We start from the raw sequence: 19,106 nt of genomic DNA, 5'->3' as shown, positions 1-19,106 counted from the left end.
AGCAGTTTCTCTACTCTTTAACAGCTCCGAGCATCATGCCGGAGATAAAATATTTCTGTAATATTGGATACATCACAACAATCGGCAGCGTCGTCACGACAATTGTTGCTAGTTGGACCCCTTTGGTCGTTGTCTGAATCGCTACCGAACCGATATTTTGCATCGATTGGGTCTGGGACTGCACAATAATCTCATACAGCATCATCTGTAACGGATACAGCGACTGATCGGTGACATACAATTTGGTGGTCATAAAATCATTCCACTGCCCCACCCCGTTAAACAGGGCTATCGTCGCCATAGCCGGCATCGAAAGCGGAATGAAGATGCTCAGGAAAATCCTCCAGTCTCCCCCGCCGTCGATCTTCGCCGACTCTTCCAGCGAATCCGGCACGTTGCGGAAGAAATTCATCAGAATGATGACGTCGTAAAAGCTTAACAGGGCTGGGATAATATAAACCCAGAAGCTGTTTAACAGCCCCAAGTCTTTGATCAACAAGTACGTCGGAATCATGCCGCCCGAGAAAAACATGGTGACGACGCCCATCGCCACGTAGAACTTGCGGCCGCGTACGTATTTTTTGCTCAAGCCGTAACCCACCATGGCACAGAAGAACACGTGCGTGATGACCCCGATCACGGTTTTGGCTACCGAGATAAAGAAGGCGTTCCATATATTCGCATCCCGGAACACAGCCTGATAATTCTCAAGCGAGAATTCGGTAGGCCAGAAGATGAACCCACCCTCGGCAAGGGACCTGCCCGAGCTGAAGGATGAGACGACGACGTTCCATAACGGAACGACAATGATGATCGTAAACGTAACCAGTAAAATGATGTTGATCGTATCAAAGATCCGGCTGTCGAGATCCCCTTTTGCTGCTTTGAAATTCACCGTTATACCCCCTTCTGCATGACCTATAGAACGGATTGATTATCGTTTAATTTACTGGTCACCTTATTTGCCGTAACGAGCAGAATGACGGAGATGATGGATACACCCAAACCAACGGCTGTGGCATAGGAGAAATCTCCCTGCGTCATACCCATCCGGTACACGTACGAGTTAATGACTTCAGCCTTTTCCCGGTTCTGCGAATTCATGAGCACCAAAGTTTGATCCAGATTCGATCCCAATAAACCGCTTACAGTCAGGATCAGATTCAAGCTGATAATCATCTTCATGTTCGGTAAGGTAATGTTCCAGATCTGTCTTAGTCGGCTGGCCCCGTCGATTCTTGCAGCCTCGTAGTAGGTAGGATCGATCTTGGCCATGATCGCCAGATACAGAATCGTTCCCCAGCCGGCCTCTTTCCAAATATCCGACAGCGTTGCGATCCACCAATACTTGCTTGGATCAAGCAAAATGTTTTGCGGCTGCGAGATCAGCCCCAAAGCAAGCAATATCTCGTTGAACAGGCCGGATGTCGAGAACCAAGTAATGAGCATGCCACCCAATACGATCCAGGACAAGAAGTGGGGCAGGTAGGAGACGGTTTGGACGATTTTTTTGAAGCGCCCCATGCCCACCTCGTAAATCATGATGGCCAGAATGATCGGAATGACAAAGCCGATCGCCAATTTCAAGAAGCTGATGCCCAGCGTGTTGACGACGGAATCCCAAAAATACTTGTCCGACAAAATAATTTTGAAGTTATCCAAGCCCACCCACGGCGCGGAATCCAACGTATCGATAACGGTGTAATTTTTAAACGCAATCGTCAAACCGTAAATCGGTATGTAGCAGAAGATGAACATGAAGATGACGCCGGGAATGATCATCGATTGAAGCTCCCATTGCCGCTTGTAATCCATAAAGAATTCCTTGATCCTCTGCCCCATCGGCTTTTTCCCGGTGGGTCGAACCGCTCCCGTGCCGGTTGACTGAACTGCAGTTGTTTTGCTCACCTGCTTAGCCTCCTTTGATTCGAACCGCCATAAAAACGTTTTTATTTTCGGCGAAAAAACGCCCTGATTTTATTGAATCATTTTAAAAAAAGCGACTTGGTAAGTCTCGTCTCTTCGCTTAACCCGATTCATTCCGATTCATCTTCACATGACTGGAGCCGCGAACGACCAGCTCTCCCGGAAGCTTCTGAATCTTGCCCTTCTCTTTCTTCTGAATCATGCGCACCAGATGGTCCACGACCAGAATCCCCTGTCTGGCAATCTGATTGCGTACGGTCGATAAAGGCGGCGTAAAATACTGCGCGATATCAATATCGTCGAAGCCTACGACGCTGACGTCCTGCGGAACCTCGTATCCATGGGACTTCAACGCCCGAATACAGCCGATGGCACTCACGTCATTACCGGCAAGAAAAGCATCCGGCACTTTGCCAGGGTGTAGATGAAGAAACGATTTGACGGCGTTATAGGAACCTTCTTCCTCAAAATAGCCTTGCAGTATGTAGTCTCCGTCGATCGGGAACTGGCACTCCCGAAGCGCAGCCAGATATCCTTCCTTCCGCTGCACGCTGTCAAACATCGTATCCACGCCGGAAATGTAGGCAATCTTCTTATGCCCCAGGCTGATCAGGTACTTGGTTGCTTCATAACCGGCTACGTAAGAGTCGAATATGATGCTGCCCATCGTCTCACTCTGAACCTCGCGATCCAGAAAAACGGCCTTAATCTTGTCCTTCTCCATAGCGGCAATGTCTCTATCGTCGATCTTCAGCTCTTCAAAGATAATGACGCCATCTACCCGGCCTCCCATAATATTGCTCATGATTACCTGTTTATCCTTTGTCACAAACACGTTCAATCCATAACCCAGACGGTCACATTCACGTGACATCGACTCCACCAGTGTATAGAAGTAAGGCCCTGACACGCTTGTCGTAAAGAAGCCCAGCATCTTGGTCTTCCCCGACTTCAACAGCTTCCCGTTCAGGTTAGGCACATAATTGAGTCGCTCCGCCACCTTCAGCACATGGGATTTGGTCTCCGGGTTCAATACATCTACATCGTTCAATGCATTCGAAACCGTAGAAATGGAGACGCCGGCTTCTCTTGCCACATCCTTGATTGTTACTTTACCCATATAACCATTCCATTCTTCCTTTGCGATAAAAACGTTTTTATGTACATAAGTTACCACATACGCGAGGTGAACACAATGTTTTTTTGGAAGGGGTTACAAATATTTTTTTCGATTATGCTCAGCGACCCCTGGGGGGATAGATATGAAAAAAAGCAGACACTCTTCAAATCGGTACCCTTCATCGGTACCACTCTTCAAAGTGTGCCTGCAGAAATTGAATCTCTCGTTCGTAATGGGCCACATGCCCGTCATCGATCATGTTCTGATAAGCCTTGTTGCCTTGTGCCGCACCGGTTGTGAGTGTATCGCATAATGCCTTGATGCGTCTTATAGTCCATTCTTTCAAGTTGGGAGGCGGTGATATGCCATAGGACTTAAAGAACAGCGATACTCTGTGCGTGCGATCCGCAGCATGTAATTCCGATTGATAAGGTATCGATGTCCCCGTAGTGTAATCTATTGCAAAGCTTGCCAGCGGGACTGAGGTGTACAGCATATAAACGACGTCCCAGATTCTTGGACCTGGCGCAGCCAGATCAAAATCAATCAGTGCAACCGGCACTTCGTCTTGAAAAACGATATTGTATGGCGCGGCATCATTGTGACAGACCACTTCTTCGTCCCATTCCCCCGAAACCTGAGGGGTATGTGCAACTTTCGGTTGGATTGAAGCTGCGGCAAAGTCCTGTACGGCGTCATGATAACGCCGTAACAACGCTGCACTCTGGATAAGAGCATGATCCGACCATATATAGGGTTTAAAATCAGGATATTGGTTTCCCGGCACTTCGCCAGGAATGTAGGACAAGATCTCACGACCGCTGTGATCAATGCCTATGAACTTGGGGGCGCCTTCAAACCCCTGCTTATCCAAGTGTCGAAGCAAGTCATGCACGAAAGAACTCCATTCAGTCGTACGATGAACGGTATTACCGATACGTACGACTTCGTTCACATTGCCATAAGGAAGTATTTCTTCCTTGTCACACATCCATAGCTCCCCTTCCCGCTGCTCCATGTGCCATCCCCAGCACATCAGCCAATCCCTCCAGATCCAGTCCGTCGGCGGCAAAAGCGGTGCGAACGAGCTTCGGCGGGACGAACTCGTCATATTTGCCGAGATACGGCGCTTCGTCCGGATCCAGGAGTGCGCTTGCGTCCTCGCAATCCATCAGTTCCTGCTTGATTTCCTCCATCAGCGTCTTATTATCGACCTTACCCGCGACCACCATATAATATGGCTCCATCGGCACGATAGAGCGAAGCGCCAGCCGTTCCGACAGATTATGCTTCAGCAGTCGTTCCAGCGTGCGGAACTGCTTGCTGCCCGCCCAAGGCAGGATGAACAGGGAGTCGCCGCCCGCCGGTAGGACCACCTGCTTCAGCAGTCCGCTTTCCCGGGCGAGACGACGGGCCCGTTCCAGACGATTCACCGCGCCCGGCGCCAGATACGGATAAATGGCGCTGTCCGCCAGCACCTCCCGCATCTTCTGCACCACGCGAGTATGCACATCGCCGCCTGCGCCAAGCCATAAGGTATCGACCTTGCCTTTGGCCGACTTTACATACAGGGCCTTATGCTTCGTATCGACTTCCTCCACCTTCCACAGCTTGCCCGCGAGCGAGAAGCAGTAGCCCGGCGGCGGCACGGTCGTAATCGATCCGATTTCTTCGGACCCGTTATATACGACATGCTCTTCATCGTCCTTAAACACCGCGTAGAAGCGGTAGTTGTTCACGATTTTCTCCCCGCCAAGGCCGATGATCAAGCTTCCTTCCTCCGTACGCTGGATATGGTCCGTCTGCAGCAAATACTGCAAGAACTCCTTGTATTCCTCCGGCTCGATGCCGCGGAAAGCCGGCAATGTCAGCACCGCTCTTGCCAGATCCGGCGGCTCAGCCTCGCCCATGCTCTTGAGCGTGCTCATCGTCTGATGATAGAGCACGCCCACCGGCTTCTTCCGCAGGGCCAGCGGTTCGACCCACTTCTCGCGAATATACAGCTCGATGACTGCAATGGCCCGCAGCAGCATCCATGGCATGCGCGCAGGCAGCATGGCCTCCTCATCCTCGTCCTCCGGACAGAGGAACATCATCTCGGAGGCCTGATCCCCGCGCCGGCCGGAGCGGCCGAGCCGCTGAACGAAGCTGGAGCAGCTGTACGGGGCGCCCAGCTGAATCACCCGCTCCAGCTCACCGAGATCGATGCCGAGCTCCAGCGTCAGGGTGGCCGCCGCAACCGCCGGCCCCGGACCTTCACGGAGCGCGGCCTCGGCTTCCTCGCGCAGCATCGCGGAGATGCTTCCATGGTGCACATGGAAGACGTCCCGCTGCTCGCGCTTGGCCGCAATCCTGCGCAGCTCGAGCGTGGTCAGCTCGGCATCCGAGCGGCTGTTGGTGAAGACCAGCGCTTTTTTCAGATGCGTGTTGTCGTATACGAAATCGTAATAGGCTTTACGGGCAAGCTCCAGCTGCTCCGCCTGCTTCTCATCCCGCGCATCGGGGAAGGAGAAATGCTCGACCGACAGCCGCAGCTTCCGCCCCCCTTGCGGCGAGACAACTTCGACCGCGTTCTTCGTGCCTGCGCCCAGCCAGCCGGCTGCGGTCTCGTAATCGCTAAGCGTAGCCGACAGCCCGATACGGCGAGGGGAACAGGAAGCCATCCGCTCGATCCGGGTCAGCTGGCTCAGCACCTGAATGCCCCGATCCGCTCCCATAAAGGCATGCACCTCGTCAATGATGACATACCGCAAATCCTGGAACAGCGCCGGGATGGCGTTCGGCCGGTTCATGAGCAGCCCCTCAAGCGATTCCGGCGTAATCTGCAGCACGCCCGACGGCTTCTGCATCAGCTTCGTTTTCTCGGCTTGGGACACATCGCCATGCCAATGCCATACCGGCACCTGGCCCTCCTTCAACAGATCGGAGATGCGCTCAAACTGATCGTTGATCAGCGCCTTAAGCGGGCCGATATACAGGATCCCTACTGAGCTGGAAGGCACGTTGTACAGCTCCGTCAGCGCCGGGAAGAACGCGGCTTCGGTCTTGCCCGATGCCGTACCGGAAGCGATCAGCAGATGATGGGACGTGTCGAACAGCACCCGGCAGGCTTCCACCTGCGCCTCACGGAGTGTATCCCATCTTTTTTTATAGATGAATTCCTGAATGAACGGGGCCAGTCTGGAAAAAGGGTTCGCACTCATAATTCAAACTCCGCGAGGAGATCGTCCAGATCGTCCGAATCGGCATCATTCGGCCCTTTGCCCTGCGGCTGCGCTGCGGCACGCTCGCCTAGCAGCTCTTCAAACGTGGCATCGGGATGCTGATGCAGCGTATGCAGCAGATCCATGAAATCCCGCACCACCTCGCGGGTGGTGAGCAGCTCCTCTGCTCCCAACCTATTCACGGCCGTCTGCATGAATGCGATGAGCTGATCATCCGTTAACTGCGCTTCATATTTGAAGTGCAGGGCGTGGATATCCCGCAGCTTTTGCAGGAGGATAAGAATCTCCTCATACGACAGCATGTCCAGCTTCAGGATGGGCGAAGTGTACGTTCTCAGCGAGCTGCTGCCGTAGCGTCCGTCGATCAGGCGGGAACGCAGCGCGTCATAACTGAAGAGCCCCCGGCGCTCATCCTCGACAAACTGCGGTGTTCCGCCCATGTAGATGCCCAGATGCTCCGCTTTGCCCTGCATCGTGTCGTTGAACATGGTCAGCAGCTTCTCGTAGTTGCTCTGGCGGGATACGCTGTTGGTGATTTTGTAGAGGTTCACCCCTTCGTCAATGAACAACAGCAATCCTTTATACCCGATGGCCGCCGTAAATTCGGACCACAGCTTCATATAATCGTACCAATTGTCGTCATCGACAATGACCCCGACGCCAAGGTCCTTACGCGCCTCCGTCTTCGTCGGCACTTCCCCGCGGAGCCAGCGCAGCGCCGCTCCCTTGCGGTCATCGTCGCCAAGCTTATAGCCGTTCCAGTACGCAGCCAACACCTTCGCAAAATCAAACCCGTGCACCAGATTCTGCATGCCGTTTGTCACCGCATAGATCTGCAGCTCCACCCGATCGTTCAGAGCAGGATCATCCGGCCGCATGCCCGTCTCCTGCATGATGTCCTGCTGGATCGCGGCGATCCATTTTTGCAAAATGGCCTCCAGTGCACCCCCATCCGGACGCGTTCGCGTAGACAAATGGGTCATCAGCTCACGGTATGTGGCAAGACCTTGCCCTTTCGTGCCCACCAGCCGCCGCTCCGGCGACAGATCCGCATCCGCCACCACGAAATCGCGGTCCATCGCGTAGTTGCGGATGATCTGCAGCAGGAAGCTTTTGCCGCTTCCGTAGCGGCCCGTAATCAGGCGGAAGGCGGCGCCGCCCTCGGCGATATTATCCATATCGCGCAGGATGGACTCCACCTCCGGCTTCCGGCCGACGGCGATGAACTCAAGCCCCACCCGCGGCACGACCCCTGCCGTTAAAGAGTTTACGAGGGCCGTTGTGAGCCGTTTCGGTATTTTTAGTTCCGTCATAGTTCCACCTCTTTCAAGCATCTTACAAACATCTCTCAAGCATCTCTCAAGCATCTCTCAAGCATAACGAGTCAAACCGATCTCAATCCGTCCGGTTACACGGACTTTAATGTCTCCAGCATATCTATATAATCATCCGCAATGGTCTCCCCATCAATTAGAAGATCACCGATGGTATCCATCGCGGCCTCATTGATCTCATCAAGCAATAACGCCGGCATGGAACCGGCCCTCTCCGCAATTTGCTGCAGCTCCGAGCGGTTCGGTCCCGCCTTGAGGGCGTGGAGAACTTCCAGGTGGGTGGGATTGAGACGCTCTGCAAGCTCCTGCCATTCCTCATCCTCTACCTCCCATTGCCACGACTGCTCTCCTACTGTAGGCATCCCTATAAGGGCCTCTACATCTACGACGTGCGGGTCTATAACGTGGATGCCCCCAGCTTCAGATGAATGCTCTGATGAAGGCAGCGGCTTGAGCCCCAGAGAGCCTGTGGATTGCATCGAGCGATCACCAGCACTCCCTGACGGCTCCATAGACCTTCCGTTTGCTGCTTCTGATTCCGATTCCTCCGTGTTCACGGAACGAGCGATGACATTTGCTTTATCAAGCTGATCACGCACCTCTAAGGAGTCGAGCTCATAAGGATCCGCATCAAAATCCATCACCGCCTGGAACACGTCCGGTTTCTTCGCCACCGATTTTCGGGAGGATCGACCCTTGGAAGGTACAGCCAGATTAGTGCTTGTTCCCACATCTTCGGAGTGGCCTGAAGAAGCACCAACGGAAGGAGCCGACTCCGGTGCCAGCTGGCTGTAGATCACTTCAGCCTGCTGCCCGGCTTCCTCCGTAAGCAGCATGTCGCGGACCTGGTCCGACTCCTGCTGTAATCGGCGCAGCTTCCCGGTATCGATCTGAACCTCAGGTATCGCCTGTCTGCGCTGCGCCTCGAGCTGCTCCTGAATCTCTTTTTTCAAATAACGGGTAATAATCTCTACTATTTCAGGATCCACTACATCCGGGCCGCGCAGCCGTCCCTTGAAACCTCTCAGGTCCCGCAGCTTATTCTCGGTCAAGCGTACCAGTGCCGTTATATAAGAGCGCAGAGGAGCGTACTCGCTTAAGGACACCACCGTCAGCACGACGTTTCGCCCGTATAACCCATGATCGTACACCGCACTGCGGAATAAATGCCGTTTCACCTGCCGGGGCCGGGGCTGAAAGTGGTCGATGAATCGGTGCCCCCTTATTTTGGCCCAATAGCTGTCCACGAGCGCAATGACTTTGGGGGCATACTGTTCCAAGTCCTTGCGGCCACTCTCCTGATAAAAACGGCTCTTCTCCACGTCATAATCCAGTAAATCGAGCAGCAGCTCCCACGTCAGCTCCACGGGCTGGAGGGAGAACCGACGCTTCCATTCCTTCTCCTTCAGCTCACTGGATAGAACGCGCGGAAAGCGCTGGTACGTTTCGCGGATCGGCATATCCAGGCCATGCACGATCATAAAATCGTATAACCACTCCCGCAAGTACGTATCCAGCTTGGTATAACGCTTACGGTAGGCATGCCACGCCTGCTCCATCAATTCATAGCCCTGCAGGGGATCGCTCCAACCCACGCCATGGATCAGCTCGTAAAAATAGACAAACAAATAGGATAAGTCCGTATCCGGGTACCGCCCGGACCTGACTTCCTCCCGCCAGTAAAAATACCATTTGAACTGGTCGCTGGCCATCTGGTCGTAGGTTGGCCAATAGCTTTTGAAGGCTACAAAAGGGGTCGCCCCCTCTACATGCCATGCGAGCTCCCTTGCTTTCTGCACGAATTGCTGTTCCTTGGTCACGTAGCGGAAGTCCTCATCCCAATTCATATCCAGCGGCTGCTGCGGTTTCACAATCAAGGATTTCTTCGTTGGTGCCACAGGATTCATGGGTTCCTGCTCCTGATTCAGCATAACTGACTGCTTGTCTGGCAGCGAAACGTCCTGCTCATCACCCGCCAGCTCGAATTCGGCAAAACGAATCCCTTGGTCACTCACATGCGTAGTTTGTCTTATATCTTTTATGTGATTGTCGTTGTTAGGCTTATCGTTTGTCATCGAACATGAACCTCCGTCACAACTTCAATTATACCATTTAACCAATAGGGACTACCCGGTTTTCACATGTTTCTCATCTGTATTATAATGGACGGAATGACAGTCTAGCGAATGACTTTATGCTGAAAGGACCTTCGAATGAATAAATGGCTGAAAGCATTGTTATTTCTAGTGGGCGCGGCTATTCTGACAAGGCTGATCCCCTTCTCTTCCTGGTTCCGTATCCTGGATACGATGATCCATGAGCTGGGGCATGCCGTCATGACCCTACTCATGTCGGGGCGGGTGCTCAGCATCGAGCTGAATCCCGATCACAGCGGCGTGACCTATTCCATGCTGGCTTCCGGCGGCTGGAGTCCGATTGTGGTCTCGCTAGCAGGTTATATGTCGGCGTCCCTGTTCGCCATTCTGATGTTCTACGGCTATGCCAAGAAAAAGCAGGCCACCGGCCTGATCACCATTACCGTGCTTGCTCTCATTATGATCATTTTCTTCGTTCGCGCCGGCTATGGATTATGGTGGCTCATTATTTTTATGATCGTGAATTTGATCTTCTATTTCCTCGGCGAAAAAATACGTAATTTCTACTACCTGCTGCTTGCCTTTCTCGTGCTGGAAGAGTCCGTGGTCGGTCCGCTAACCCTCCTGACCATGGCGCTGACCCAGCCCAAACAAGCAGGCGACGCCTCCAACCTGGCCAACATGACCGTGCTCCCGGCCTTCGTCTGGGCGCTGCTGTTCCTGCTGTTCTCCCTATGGTGCGCGAGGATGGCGCTCCAGCTGTTCTGGAAGAAGCGGTGAAACAGGTTAATTGCAAGACAGGAAAAAGAAGCCAGCGTTATCCAATCTTTGGAATGACGCTGGCTTTTTTATAAGGACTCGATTCTTATACAAGATTCCTTGCTTTTGCGTTCTTTTGCCACACATTTGCTGGAGATTAGAATCGATCTGAGGCATACTGTATGTGTATATTAGACGAATTCGTCCATTGGATCCTGTGTAGGAATGGGTGAAATCGTGGCAAAGACGTTAGTCGAAACCATTGCTATAAATAGACTAAACCAAAAAAGAGGCGATATTTTGCTTATTATCCGCTCAACAAAGAATTTATTAAAGGATATGAAAATCGATAAATCCATAACCAAAATTGACATTGCTGATCCGTTCTTTAGTTGGCATGCTAATCTCGTTTTTGTGAATAAACGGAAGCATATAGTTTTAATAAATGATCTGTCGAGGTTGAGTTTGACTATAGCAGGAATTAGAAGTACCCAATATAAAAACCTGAAGAATATATTTAAGGAACAATTAGAGAATTATTTAATATCTGAGCGCATTAACAAGTCAACCATTCATGAATACCTAAACGAGTGTAATGAAGCCGTTTATACAACAACTAACAATAGAAGTATTCTCGGAACACTGAATGATATTGTTCTAATCATGCAGGATGTAGGTACGGAATTTGATAATTATTATGATTTAAATAGATGGAATAACGATAGACTTTACAAATCGATAGATCTAAATAATCAACGAGAATATCTTAGACCTATAGAATTATTTAATAATGAATTAGAAAACCGATATACAAGATTATTTGACAGTTGATGACTGAAGGCAATGAAATCGTCAGCCAGGAATTTCTCGTGAAGATGCACAAAGAGAAGACTTCCTGAATGAGTTATCACTTTTTGGGTTTAATGAAGTATACTTCGGCCTGCATGAACATGGAGAAGGTTGTCATTGTTGGAAGCCATCGGCGGGAATGCTACATCAAGCAGCAAAAGAACCTAACTTAGATTTAAACCGTTATATGAAAGGGATGCAGAATCAAATCTATAAACCGCCATGGAAGTGAAAGATGCATAAACGATCATGTTCCTTTTTGGAACGTTCATTCTTGCTCTTTTAACCTACATCAATAATAACAACAAGAAAAAGTAAAACCCACCCTAAGATTGGAAACCGAAGGTGGGTTTTACTCCTTATATGACCTAGAAGGGATAACCATCCAAGCCAATTGTACTGACCAAGTGTTAGCGCACTTGGTCTTTATTAAATATATACTATCATATTAGAAAAGATGAATTAAAGCATGGAAGAAGCCCGTATTCGCCCTATTATCGGCACCGCACCAGCAAATCGATCGGATAACGCCCTGCATTCCGACCATACAGACTGATGCCGCCCTTCTCGGCCCGCAGCTCCAGTCGGAAGCTGCGCTTGCGGTCAAGCTCAGCCGCGAGTCTGCCCGGTACCTGCGCCTGGCACAGGTATCCGTACGAACCGGCCTCTTCCAGAAGGTTATGGACCGGCTGATAGTGCCACGACAGAACGCCTCGACTATCGGCAGGGTCATCCGCGAGCACGGCCTCGCCGATTTGGACATCGTCCACCCATACGGAAATACGGGATTCATGCAGCTCTTCATCCGTCATATAGTAAGTGCTCGGGTTATACTCCACATCCGCCGAAGCCCCGTGCATAAAGTCGATGCCATGCGTGCGATGCCGCGCCCCCTCGATATTTCTGGCCAATAAGCGTTTCGCTCCAGCCTCGAAGAATATCTCGATATCGCGGATCAGCGGCTGTTCGTCGTGATCCGGCAGCTGCACCTCATAGACGAATCGGCCTTCTCCGCCGCCATTCACTTTGGAGCCTTGAAGCGCCTCCCACATGTAGGCGAAGCTTTGCTCACGGAATGTGTTAACCGGGATGCTTACGGTGCTCCCTTCCGCTCCATCGTTCCCCTGACCTTTTCCGCCATGAACATCAAACGTCGTAAAGTTGCGCGTTACCACACCTCTTCCTTCATTTAAGAGACGAACTCCAAGGATCGCAACCGCATCGGTCTTCGGCATGCGAAGCTTGAGTTCCGTTAGTGGCGCAACACCGTAGCCGCCCCAGACCACATCCAGGGTGCCTTGATCAGCGACAACCTTCGTTCCGAGCTGATCATAGGATAATTCCCAGGCAAGGGTAAGCTTCTGTCCATGGTATTGATCCGAATAACTGGAGCGCAGCAGCGGTATGACAGCCTCAGCCCCTTGGTCCAGCGTCTGGCAAGGCGGTGCGTCAATAACGATGAAATCCGGCGTGTGCAGATCGGCGATCGTCATGCCCGGCACAAAATCCTCGTACCCGAATTTTTTGTCCGTCCCATCCAGGCGGTAATAGCCGTTAAATTCGTTTGTCACGTCACGGAACTCCGTAAATACGAAGCCGCACAGCTTATCATGGCGCCGGAACTCGTTCAGCATGTAACGGTAATGCCACGCGAGATCGCTGTCCCCGGCTCCTCCGTCAATTCCCCACACGTTTCCGCATTCACTGTTCATGAGCGGAGCGTCGCCTTGCTGATTGCCGCCGATATAGTTATGTTCGGACCCTGGATAGGTCTTCTGGACAATCTCCTCGATATGATTCCGCAGCGGTTCATAACCGTTGATGTAAAAATGCCAAGTATTGATATCCGTCTCCACATGATCGTAGGCGCATGGAGAATTGTCTTCCACAATCCGAGTCGGGTCCAGCTCCTTGGCCCATCTGTATTTCTCCCTTACCCACTCCTGGGTCTCCGGAAGATAATACCGATGCTGTCCTTCGCCGCCCGTCAGGCCGGCAGACTCGCTATCCGTGCGAAGCCCCCAAGTCTCGTTAAACATGACCCATGAAAAGATTGACGGATGATTCCGGTCCCGCTCAATCACTTCCAGCGCCTCGCGCTCATAGGCGGAACGCGCCGCTTCATCCGGATTGCCCCAGAAGCACGGCATATCCTCCGTCACCAGAATTCCGAGTTTATCCGCCCAATACAGCTTGCGGGGCTCCTCCGGCTTGATATGAATCCGCACGAAGTTCAGTCCCAGCCGTTTCATCAGATAGATCTCGTCCCGCATCTCCGTATCCGTCGGATAAGTAAAGAATCCCGTCTGATGGTAGGATTGGTCCAGCGTCCCGTTTAAATAAACCGGCTTCCCGTTCAACGTGATCCAGCGGTAATCCCGTCCGTCAAACTTCGCCGTTCCGATCTCCCGTATGCCAAAATAAGTATGGACGACATCTTCGCCGGATGAACCGGCCAGTCGCAGCTCCCCTTCGTATAAATGAGGGGTTTCAGGACTCCACAACCGCGGGTCGTGGACTTGGAACACCGTTGTCCGTTCATTCGCGCCTTCTTGCAGTTCCCACTCCACCTGATGCGTAACCGAGCCCTCCGCAAAAGAGAGTTGGAGTTTCACTGTCCCTGCTTCTTGAGCCTGGATCTTGGATTTCAATTCGATCCGACCGTCAATGGAGGTCGTAAAGATGGCTTGCTCCAAGTAGGTTTGCGGCCGGGCCTCCAGCCAAACCGGCTGCCAAATGCCCCGGATCTCGCCGTACCCCTGCTTCCCTCGGGCCTGATAATTGTGGTCGAAGTCCTCTGCACGCACAACGATCGTATTGTCTTTTACCAAATCCCACACCGCTGTCACGTCAAACTCGAAGGTTCCGTAGCCGCCTTGATGCGAGCCGACATGCTTGCCGTTGACCCATACATCACACAGATAATCGACGGCACCAAACCGCAGGAAGATCCGGGACTGGCTCCCGGTTGGCTCCCACTTCACGGATCGACGATACCAGCCTACCCCCTTCTCGTTACGCTCAATGCCGGACAGGGGACTAACCCAAGAGAAGGGCACCGTAATCTCTGAAGTAAAAAGGCTGGCGTCTCCACCCTCCAGGGCAGCAGCGTCTCCATCGGCGCCCGTACCTGCTTGTTGTTGTACATCATCTGATCCTTGCGTGTCGAGCCGGAACGACCACTGGCCGTTCAAATTCAACCAGTCTTTTCGCTCAAAATCCGGTCTGGGGTACTCCGCGCGCGGAATTTCCGTGTGAATGGAGGGTGCTACAGGAGTCTTCATGAAGGTACACAACCTTTCCTTTTTTTGAATTTGCCCCTATTCTAGCACCTGTATATAATAAATTCAATGTACATTATACTTTTACAATATAACAAATGTATTGTACACTTGGAGCTACTACAACTCTTCAGTAAAGGAAGGGGATTATGAACGAATCGAAGCTGGAAACCAACCGTTATCCGGCATCCCGGATCGTGGAAGTGGCCAAGGCCCTATCCAGTGACGTCCGTGTCCGCATCCTTGAAGCGCTTGGCGATAAACCGATGAGTGTCGGTCAGTTAGCAGAGGCGCTAGGGATTGCGCAGCCTACGGTGTCCATTAATGTCCAGATGCTGGAGCAAGCGGATCTGATCGTCTCTTCGCAAGGAGCGAACCGGGAAAAAATCTGCGCCGTCACCTGCCGTTCCATTTTTCTCGAGCTGCCATCGAAGCCGGGCGAGGGGCTGCAGCGCACGGAAGAAATCCACATGCCCATCGGCATGTTCTCCCACTGCTATATCGAGCCAACCTGCGGGATAGCAGCTCGGGACGGATCTCTGATCGGATCGCCTGACGATCCGCGCGCCTTTTACATGCCGGAACGAACGGAGGCTGCGCTGCTCTGGTTCTCGGGATCAGGATATATCGAATATTATTTTGCGAACCCTATGCCGCCCGGAGCGGCCCTTGATGAGCTGCGCATCCGCGCGGAGCTTAGCTCCGAAGCGCCTTCCTTCCAGCAGGATTGGCCATCCGACATCACGGTTAGCATCAACGACCAACCTGTAGGCACTTGGAGGAGTCCCGGTGATTTTGGTGATCGCAAGGGGAAACTCACCCCGGATAAATGGAGAAGCGGCAGTGAGTACGGTTTGCTGACGGAATGGCGCGTAACCAAACAAGGCAGCCAGGTCAATGGCCACGAGTCCAGCGCCACGACCATCGATTCGCTGGAGCTTGCCTTTAACCGGCCCATCCGCGTCCGCTTCGAAGTGAAGAAAGACGCCGAGCACCCGAACGGCCTGAATCTATATGGTTCGGGTTTCGGAGATCATCCGCAGGATATCATCCTGTCTTTTGTACGGTACACGGAAGCCTAACAGCCGACCGCAGCCACAAGAAGCACAACACGGCAAATCTAATAATCAACCGAATGAAGACAAAAAAGGCTATCCCATGTCGCCTCTCTTGGCGACTATGGAATAGCCTTTTTGAATATATCACGGTTATTTCTTCTTCAGCTTATTGGTTTTTCCCATCAGATATAACAGATACGGCGCACCCAGAAGCGCGGTAACGATACCCGAAGGCAACTCCTTCGGAATCATGACCACCCTCCCGATCCAGTCCGCCCCAGCCAGCAAAATTCCGCCGAGCAGCGCCGCGATGACCATCGATTGCCGATGGCGAGCCCCAACCAGCATTCTGGCGGCATGCGGCGCAAGCAGTCCGATAAAGCCGACCGAGCCGACATTGGCTGCGGCGATCGAAGCCAACAGCACCGCAATGATGGCGACATACACCCGGGTATTCCGCACATGGAGACCGAGGCCGGTTGAGCTTTCTTCGCTGAACGTCAGCAGATCCACCTTCCGCCCGAGCCACGCAGCCAGAGGAAGCAGGATCAGAATAGCGGGAACAATCCGCTGCACCTCCGTCCAGCCCCGGTTATATGTGCTGCCCGCCATCCAGGATAATGCGGGGGCTACGTCCACCTTGGCATGAATGATCATCAGATTGATGATGGCGGAACCAAGCGCGGCAACGGCAATGCCGACCAGCGTAAGAATCGTCGGATGAAGTCCTCTTTTCCAGGACACCGCATATACCAAAGCAGCTGCAGCCATCCCCCCAAGAACCGCGCCGACCGGGACCCAGCCTGCCGACAATTGCGGAAAACCGATCATCAGGAGCAGTGCGCCAGCACCGGCTCCGCTGGTCACTCCGATCACCTGGGGATCCCCCAGCGGATTGCGGACCGCATTCTGCAGAAGACTGCCGCTGACGGCCAGCGCCATGCCGGACAACCCGGCAGTTAACAGCCTGGGCAGGCGGAACTCCAGCAGAATCTGGCGATACATCGACTCGCCGCCTCCCGTAAGCACGGCCAGCACTTCCGTGAAGGGAATGCGCAGACTGCCGCTCATCAGGCTGAATACCCATACCAGCACCAGCAGCACGCTAAACAGTGTTACCAAGGCCGGATAAGGTATCCGGCGCAGGCTCGTGCCCGCCATGATCGATCCGCCGGAAGACCCGCGCCCTCCGATCAACGAACGGGATACCCGCATTGCAAGCCAGATGAGGCACGGGGCTCCGATCATGGCCGTAATGGCTCCGACCGGAAGCTCCCCGTAGGCGTTTATGAACATCCTGGCCACCGTGTCGGCCCCGACAAGCAGAGCCGAGCCCCATAAGGCAGCCAGCGGAATTAACCCCGCATGCCGGACCACGCCGGACAGGCGGACCAGATGGGGAGCGACCAGCCCGATAAAGCCGATCGGACCGACCACGCTCACGGTCACGCAGGCCAGCACAATCGCTGCCCCCATCGCAAGCAAACGGGTGGTGCCGACTTTTTGGCCAAGGGAACGTGCCGACTCCTCATTGAGGGTCAGAATGTCCCACTGACGTACCGCCAAACACAGCACGATCAGCCCGCCAATGATCCACGGCCATGAAAAAGCTACGCCATCCCAGTCATTCTGAATAAGCGAGCCGGAGCCCCACAGAAAAATCCCCTGCGTCGTTTGCTGGTTCAGCAGCACCAGCGCACTCGTAACGGAGGATAAAACCAGGGTAACAATCATCCCGGATAATGCAATCCGCAGAGGAGAGCCCTGCGTTTTTCCCGCCAGCGCATAGACGGCGACGGCCGCCAGCGTCCCCCCTGCCACTGCCAGTGGAAGGGCATACTGATGCAGCAGTCCCGGCCAGAAGATCATCCCCGCCACGACGGCCAAATAAGCGCCGGCATTTACGCCAAGCGTCGTCTCCGAGGCCAGCGGGTTGCGCGTGACGGTCTGCATAAGCACGCCCGACACCGCCAAGGCGGCGCCAGCCAACAGGCCCATGACCGTACGCGGAAGGCGCACGCTGCGGATGAGATGGTGATCCGCGATATCCTGCGGAGACACCAGGGCCTGCACGACCGTATTGACGGATATATCGGCCAGCCCTTGCGTCAAGCTGATAAACGTGAGGAATAACAGAGCCACCAGGCCTCCAACCAGCATCCATAACGGCTTCCAGCCCCTACCTGAGGAAACGGGTGGGGCTGGATGAATGCTCACCGGCGCGGAGCCTTGTGCCAGGTTGTTGCCGAGACTCATTTTGTGAGCAGATCAGCTGTCTTCTGGGCCATGGTTTGGGCAGACAATGGGCCGCCGTATGGCCACATGTCACCGCCAAGTGCGTACACGCGGTCTTCTTTAACAAAGTTCAGACCTTTCCACACCGGATTGTCCTTCAATTGGTTCTCGATGATGTTATCGCTCTCCTGGATAATATGCAGGAAATTCGCATCCTGAAGGGCAGGCAATGCCTCTACGTCTGTGGTGGTAAAGCCATAAACCTCAAATTGATCAGGTTTGTGGGCGTTGGTCAGCCCGATGTGCTCCAGAATTTTGACGGCCAAGGAATTATCCGTCGAAATCCGGAACGTCACCGCATTTTGATTACTGTATCCCATCGCGAGGGCAAACGGTTTTTCCGTCATGCCGGCTGCTTCAAGCTTGGACTTGGCATCGGCATAAGTTTGATCCAGATCGCTAAGCACTTTTGCGGCTTCGCCTTTCTTGCCAAGCACGTCAGCAATCGTATTGAAGGTATTAACCATCTCTTCATATTGATCCCCTTGTCCCTCAGTCGGATAAGGATCAAACACCAAGGTAGGCGCGATGCTGTTGTACGTATCATAGCCGGCTTCAAGATTCGATTTCAAACCGATGATCAGGTCCGGCTTCAAGGAAGCGATCAGCTCCAGATTCGGCTCTTGACGGGTGCCGACATCGGTAACGTCCGCCCCGATCTCAACCGGGATGTTCACCCATTGGTTCATCCCTTCAATATCTGCAATGCCCACAGGCTGAACACCAAGTGCCAGGACATCCTCCGCGTAAAGCCATTCCAGCGCGACAATACGCTTCGGAACGCCCGTAATTTTCGTCTCGCCCAGAGCGTGCTTGATGATTCGGGTCTCCGGTGTGCTTTCAGTATTATCCCCGCCCTGTGCAGCCCCTTGATCCGAATTCTTCGCTGCCGTGGAGCTGCCTCCTTCATTGGATGCCGCACCCCCGCCGCAACCGGCTAAAGCCAAAGCAAATATCAATACGATAAACACGACACCCTTCATACTGCGCATCGAATTTCTCCCCCTCATACCCTCTATGTATTGTAGATATTGTTTATTAATAATAATTATTGAGAACAATTATCATTATCAACACTCAGCACAATGATAATTATTCTCATTAAGATTGTCAATAGAATTTATGAAGATTGTCTAAACGATCCATGAATCTGTCCTTCTTCGA

Annotated in this window: 14 protein-coding genes; 4 read left to right on the top strand and 10 right to left on the bottom strand. The window is 52.9% G+C overall.

What is annotated here, in order from left to right; all coding sequences use genetic code 11:
• Positions 1–10: 10 nt before the first annotated feature.
• From MKX98_RS01275 to MKX98_RS01245, 7 genes are all read right to left on the bottom strand, one after another.
• The gene (locus MKX98_RS01275) at positions 11–895 is read right to left on the bottom strand and encodes a carbohydrate ABC transporter permease (protein WP_220686956.1); all 885 of its coding nucleotides are present in this window, start codon (positions 893–895) and stop codon (positions 11–13) included.
• 23 nt (positions 896–918) lie between these two features.
• Positions 919–1,908: an ABC transporter permease subunit gene (locus tag MKX98_RS01270; protein ID WP_194540419.1), complete on the bottom strand. Its 990-nt coding sequence runs from the start codon at positions 1,906–1,908 to the stop codon at positions 919–921.
• 118 nt (positions 1,909–2,026) lie between these two features.
• Positions 2,027–3,046, bottom strand: coding sequence for a LacI family DNA-binding transcriptional regulator (locus MKX98_RS01265; RefSeq protein ID WP_339220952.1), 1,020 nt, complete (start codon positions 3,044–3,046; stop codon positions 2,027–2,029).
• Positions 3,047–3,224: 178 nt separating this feature from the next.
• A complete protein-coding gene (locus MKX98_RS01260; RefSeq protein WP_339220950.1) occupies positions 3,225–4,064 on the bottom strand; it encodes a phosphotransferase in 840 nt (279 codons plus the stop codon).
• Positions 4,030–6,249 carry a DEAD/DEAH box helicase gene (locus MKX98_RS01255; protein WP_220686957.1) on the bottom strand — a complete coding sequence of 740 codons (2,220 nt, stop codon included), beginning with the start codon at positions 6,247–6,249 and terminating at the stop codon, positions 4,030–4,032. The genes MKX98_RS01260 and MKX98_RS01255 overlap by 35 nt, the downstream gene beginning before the upstream one ends.
• Positions 6,246–7,583 carry an ATP-binding protein gene (locus MKX98_RS01250; RefSeq protein ID WP_220686958.1) on the bottom strand — a complete coding sequence of 446 codons (1,338 nt, stop codon included), beginning with the start codon at positions 7,581–7,583 and terminating at the stop codon, positions 6,246–6,248. Before MKX98_RS01250 ends, MKX98_RS01255 begins: the two co-directional genes overlap by 4 nt.
• A gap of 95 nt (positions 7,584–7,678) precedes the next feature.
• Entirely contained in the window at positions 7,679–9,679 is a 2,001-nt protein-coding gene (locus MKX98_RS01245; protein ID WP_220686959.1) for a TerB N-terminal domain-containing protein, read from the bottom strand.
• Between the two features lie 138 nt (positions 9,680–9,817).
• Between MKX98_RS01245 and MKX98_RS01240 the strand changes: the two genes are divergently transcribed.
• From MKX98_RS01240 to MKX98_RS01230, 3 genes are all read left to right on the top strand, one after another.
• Complete coding sequence (locus MKX98_RS01240; RefSeq protein ID WP_194540414.1) at positions 9,818–10,480, top strand: M50 family metallopeptidase; 663 nt, start codon at positions 9,818–9,820, stop codon at positions 10,478–10,480.
• Positions 10,481–10,696: 216 nt separating this feature from the next.
• Positions 10,697–11,290 (top strand): hypothetical protein, encoded by a 594-nt coding sequence (locus MKX98_RS01235; RefSeq protein WP_339220948.1) that lies wholly within the window; start codon positions 10,697–10,699, stop codon positions 11,288–11,290.
• Positions 11,291–11,557: 267 nt separating this feature from the next.
• Positions 11,558–11,626, top strand: a complete 69-nt coding sequence (locus MKX98_RS01230) for a putative holin-like toxin (protein ID WP_339224275.1) — start codon at positions 11,558–11,560, stop codon at positions 11,624–11,626.
• A 176-nt stretch (positions 11,627–11,802) separates the two neighbouring features.
• Here MKX98_RS01230 and MKX98_RS01225 read toward each other — a convergent pair whose 3' ends face one another.
• Positions 11,803–14,592 (bottom strand): sugar-binding domain-containing protein, encoded by a 2,790-nt coding sequence (locus MKX98_RS01225; protein ID WP_339220946.1) that lies wholly within the window; start codon positions 14,590–14,592, stop codon positions 11,803–11,805.
• Between the two features lie 146 nt (positions 14,593–14,738).
• Between MKX98_RS01225 and MKX98_RS01220 the strand changes: the two genes are divergently transcribed.
• On the top strand, positions 14,739–15,671 hold the full coding sequence (locus MKX98_RS01220) for a helix-turn-helix domain-containing protein (RefSeq protein ID WP_194540410.1): 933 nt from the start codon (positions 14,739–14,741) through the stop codon (positions 15,669–15,671).
• Positions 15,672–15,797: 126 nt separating this feature from the next.
• Here the strand turns inward: MKX98_RS01220 and fhuB are convergent, their stop codons facing one another.
• Positions 15,798–17,903 (bottom strand): Fe(3+)-hydroxamate ABC transporter permease FhuB, encoded by a 2,106-nt coding sequence (gene fhuB / locus MKX98_RS01215; protein WP_220686963.1) that lies wholly within the window; start codon positions 17,901–17,903, stop codon positions 15,798–15,800.
• Complete coding sequence (locus tag MKX98_RS01210) at positions 17,900–18,934, bottom strand: iron-siderophore ABC transporter substrate-binding protein (protein WP_220686964.1); 1,035 nt, start codon at positions 18,932–18,934, stop codon at positions 17,900–17,902. Before MKX98_RS01210 ends, fhuB begins: the two co-directional genes overlap by 4 nt.
• Positions 18,935–19,106 lie beyond the last annotated feature (172 nt).

Origin of the sequence: Paenibacillus sp. FSL W7-1332 (genome assembly GCF_037969785.1) — a bacterium.
Taxonomy (GTDB): domain Bacteria; phylum Bacillota; class Bacilli; order Paenibacillales; family Paenibacillaceae; genus Paenibacillus_AQ.
The sequence above is the reverse complement of the archived record's forward strand: the minus strand, read 5'-3'. Positions and strand labels throughout refer to the sequence as shown.

Excerpts from the sequence above, each read along its gene's own strand:
- fhuB (WP_220686963.1), bottom strand. The coding sequence starts at position 17,903 with ATGAGTCTCGGCAACAACCTGGCACAAGGCTCCGCGCCGGTGAGCATT.
- MKX98_RS01255 (WP_220686957.1), bottom strand. The coding sequence starts at position 6,249 with ATGAGTGCGAACCCTTTTTCCAGACTGGCCCCGTTCATTCAGGAATTC.
- MKX98_RS01245 (WP_220686959.1), bottom strand. The coding sequence starts at position 9,679 with ATGACAAACGATAAGCCTAACAACGACAATCACATAAAAGATATAAGA.
- MKX98_RS01265 (WP_339220952.1), bottom strand. The coding sequence starts at position 3,046 with ATGGGTAAAGTAACAATCAAGGATGTGGCAAGAGAAGCCGGCGTCTCC.
- MKX98_RS01260 (WP_339220950.1), bottom strand. The coding sequence starts at position 4,064 with ATGGAGCAGCGGGAAGGGGAGCTATGGATGTGTGACAAGGAAGAAATA.
- MKX98_RS01210 (WP_220686964.1), bottom strand. The coding sequence starts at position 18,934 with ATGCGCAGTATGAAGGGTGTCGTGTTTATCGTATTGATATTTGCTTTG.
- MKX98_RS01250 (WP_220686958.1), bottom strand. The coding sequence starts at position 7,583 with ATGACGGAACTAAAAATACCGAAACGGCTCACAACGGCCCTCGTAAAC.
- MKX98_RS01220 (WP_194540410.1), top strand. The coding sequence starts at position 14,739 with ATGAACGAATCGAAGCTGGAAACCAACCGTTATCCGGCATCCCGGATC.
- MKX98_RS01240 (WP_194540414.1), top strand. The coding sequence starts at position 9,818 with ATGAATAAATGGCTGAAAGCATTGTTATTTCTAGTGGGCGCGGCTATT.
- MKX98_RS01225 (WP_339220946.1), bottom strand. The coding sequence starts at position 14,592 with ATGAAGACTCCTGTAGCACCCTCCATTCACACGGAAATTCCGCGCGCG.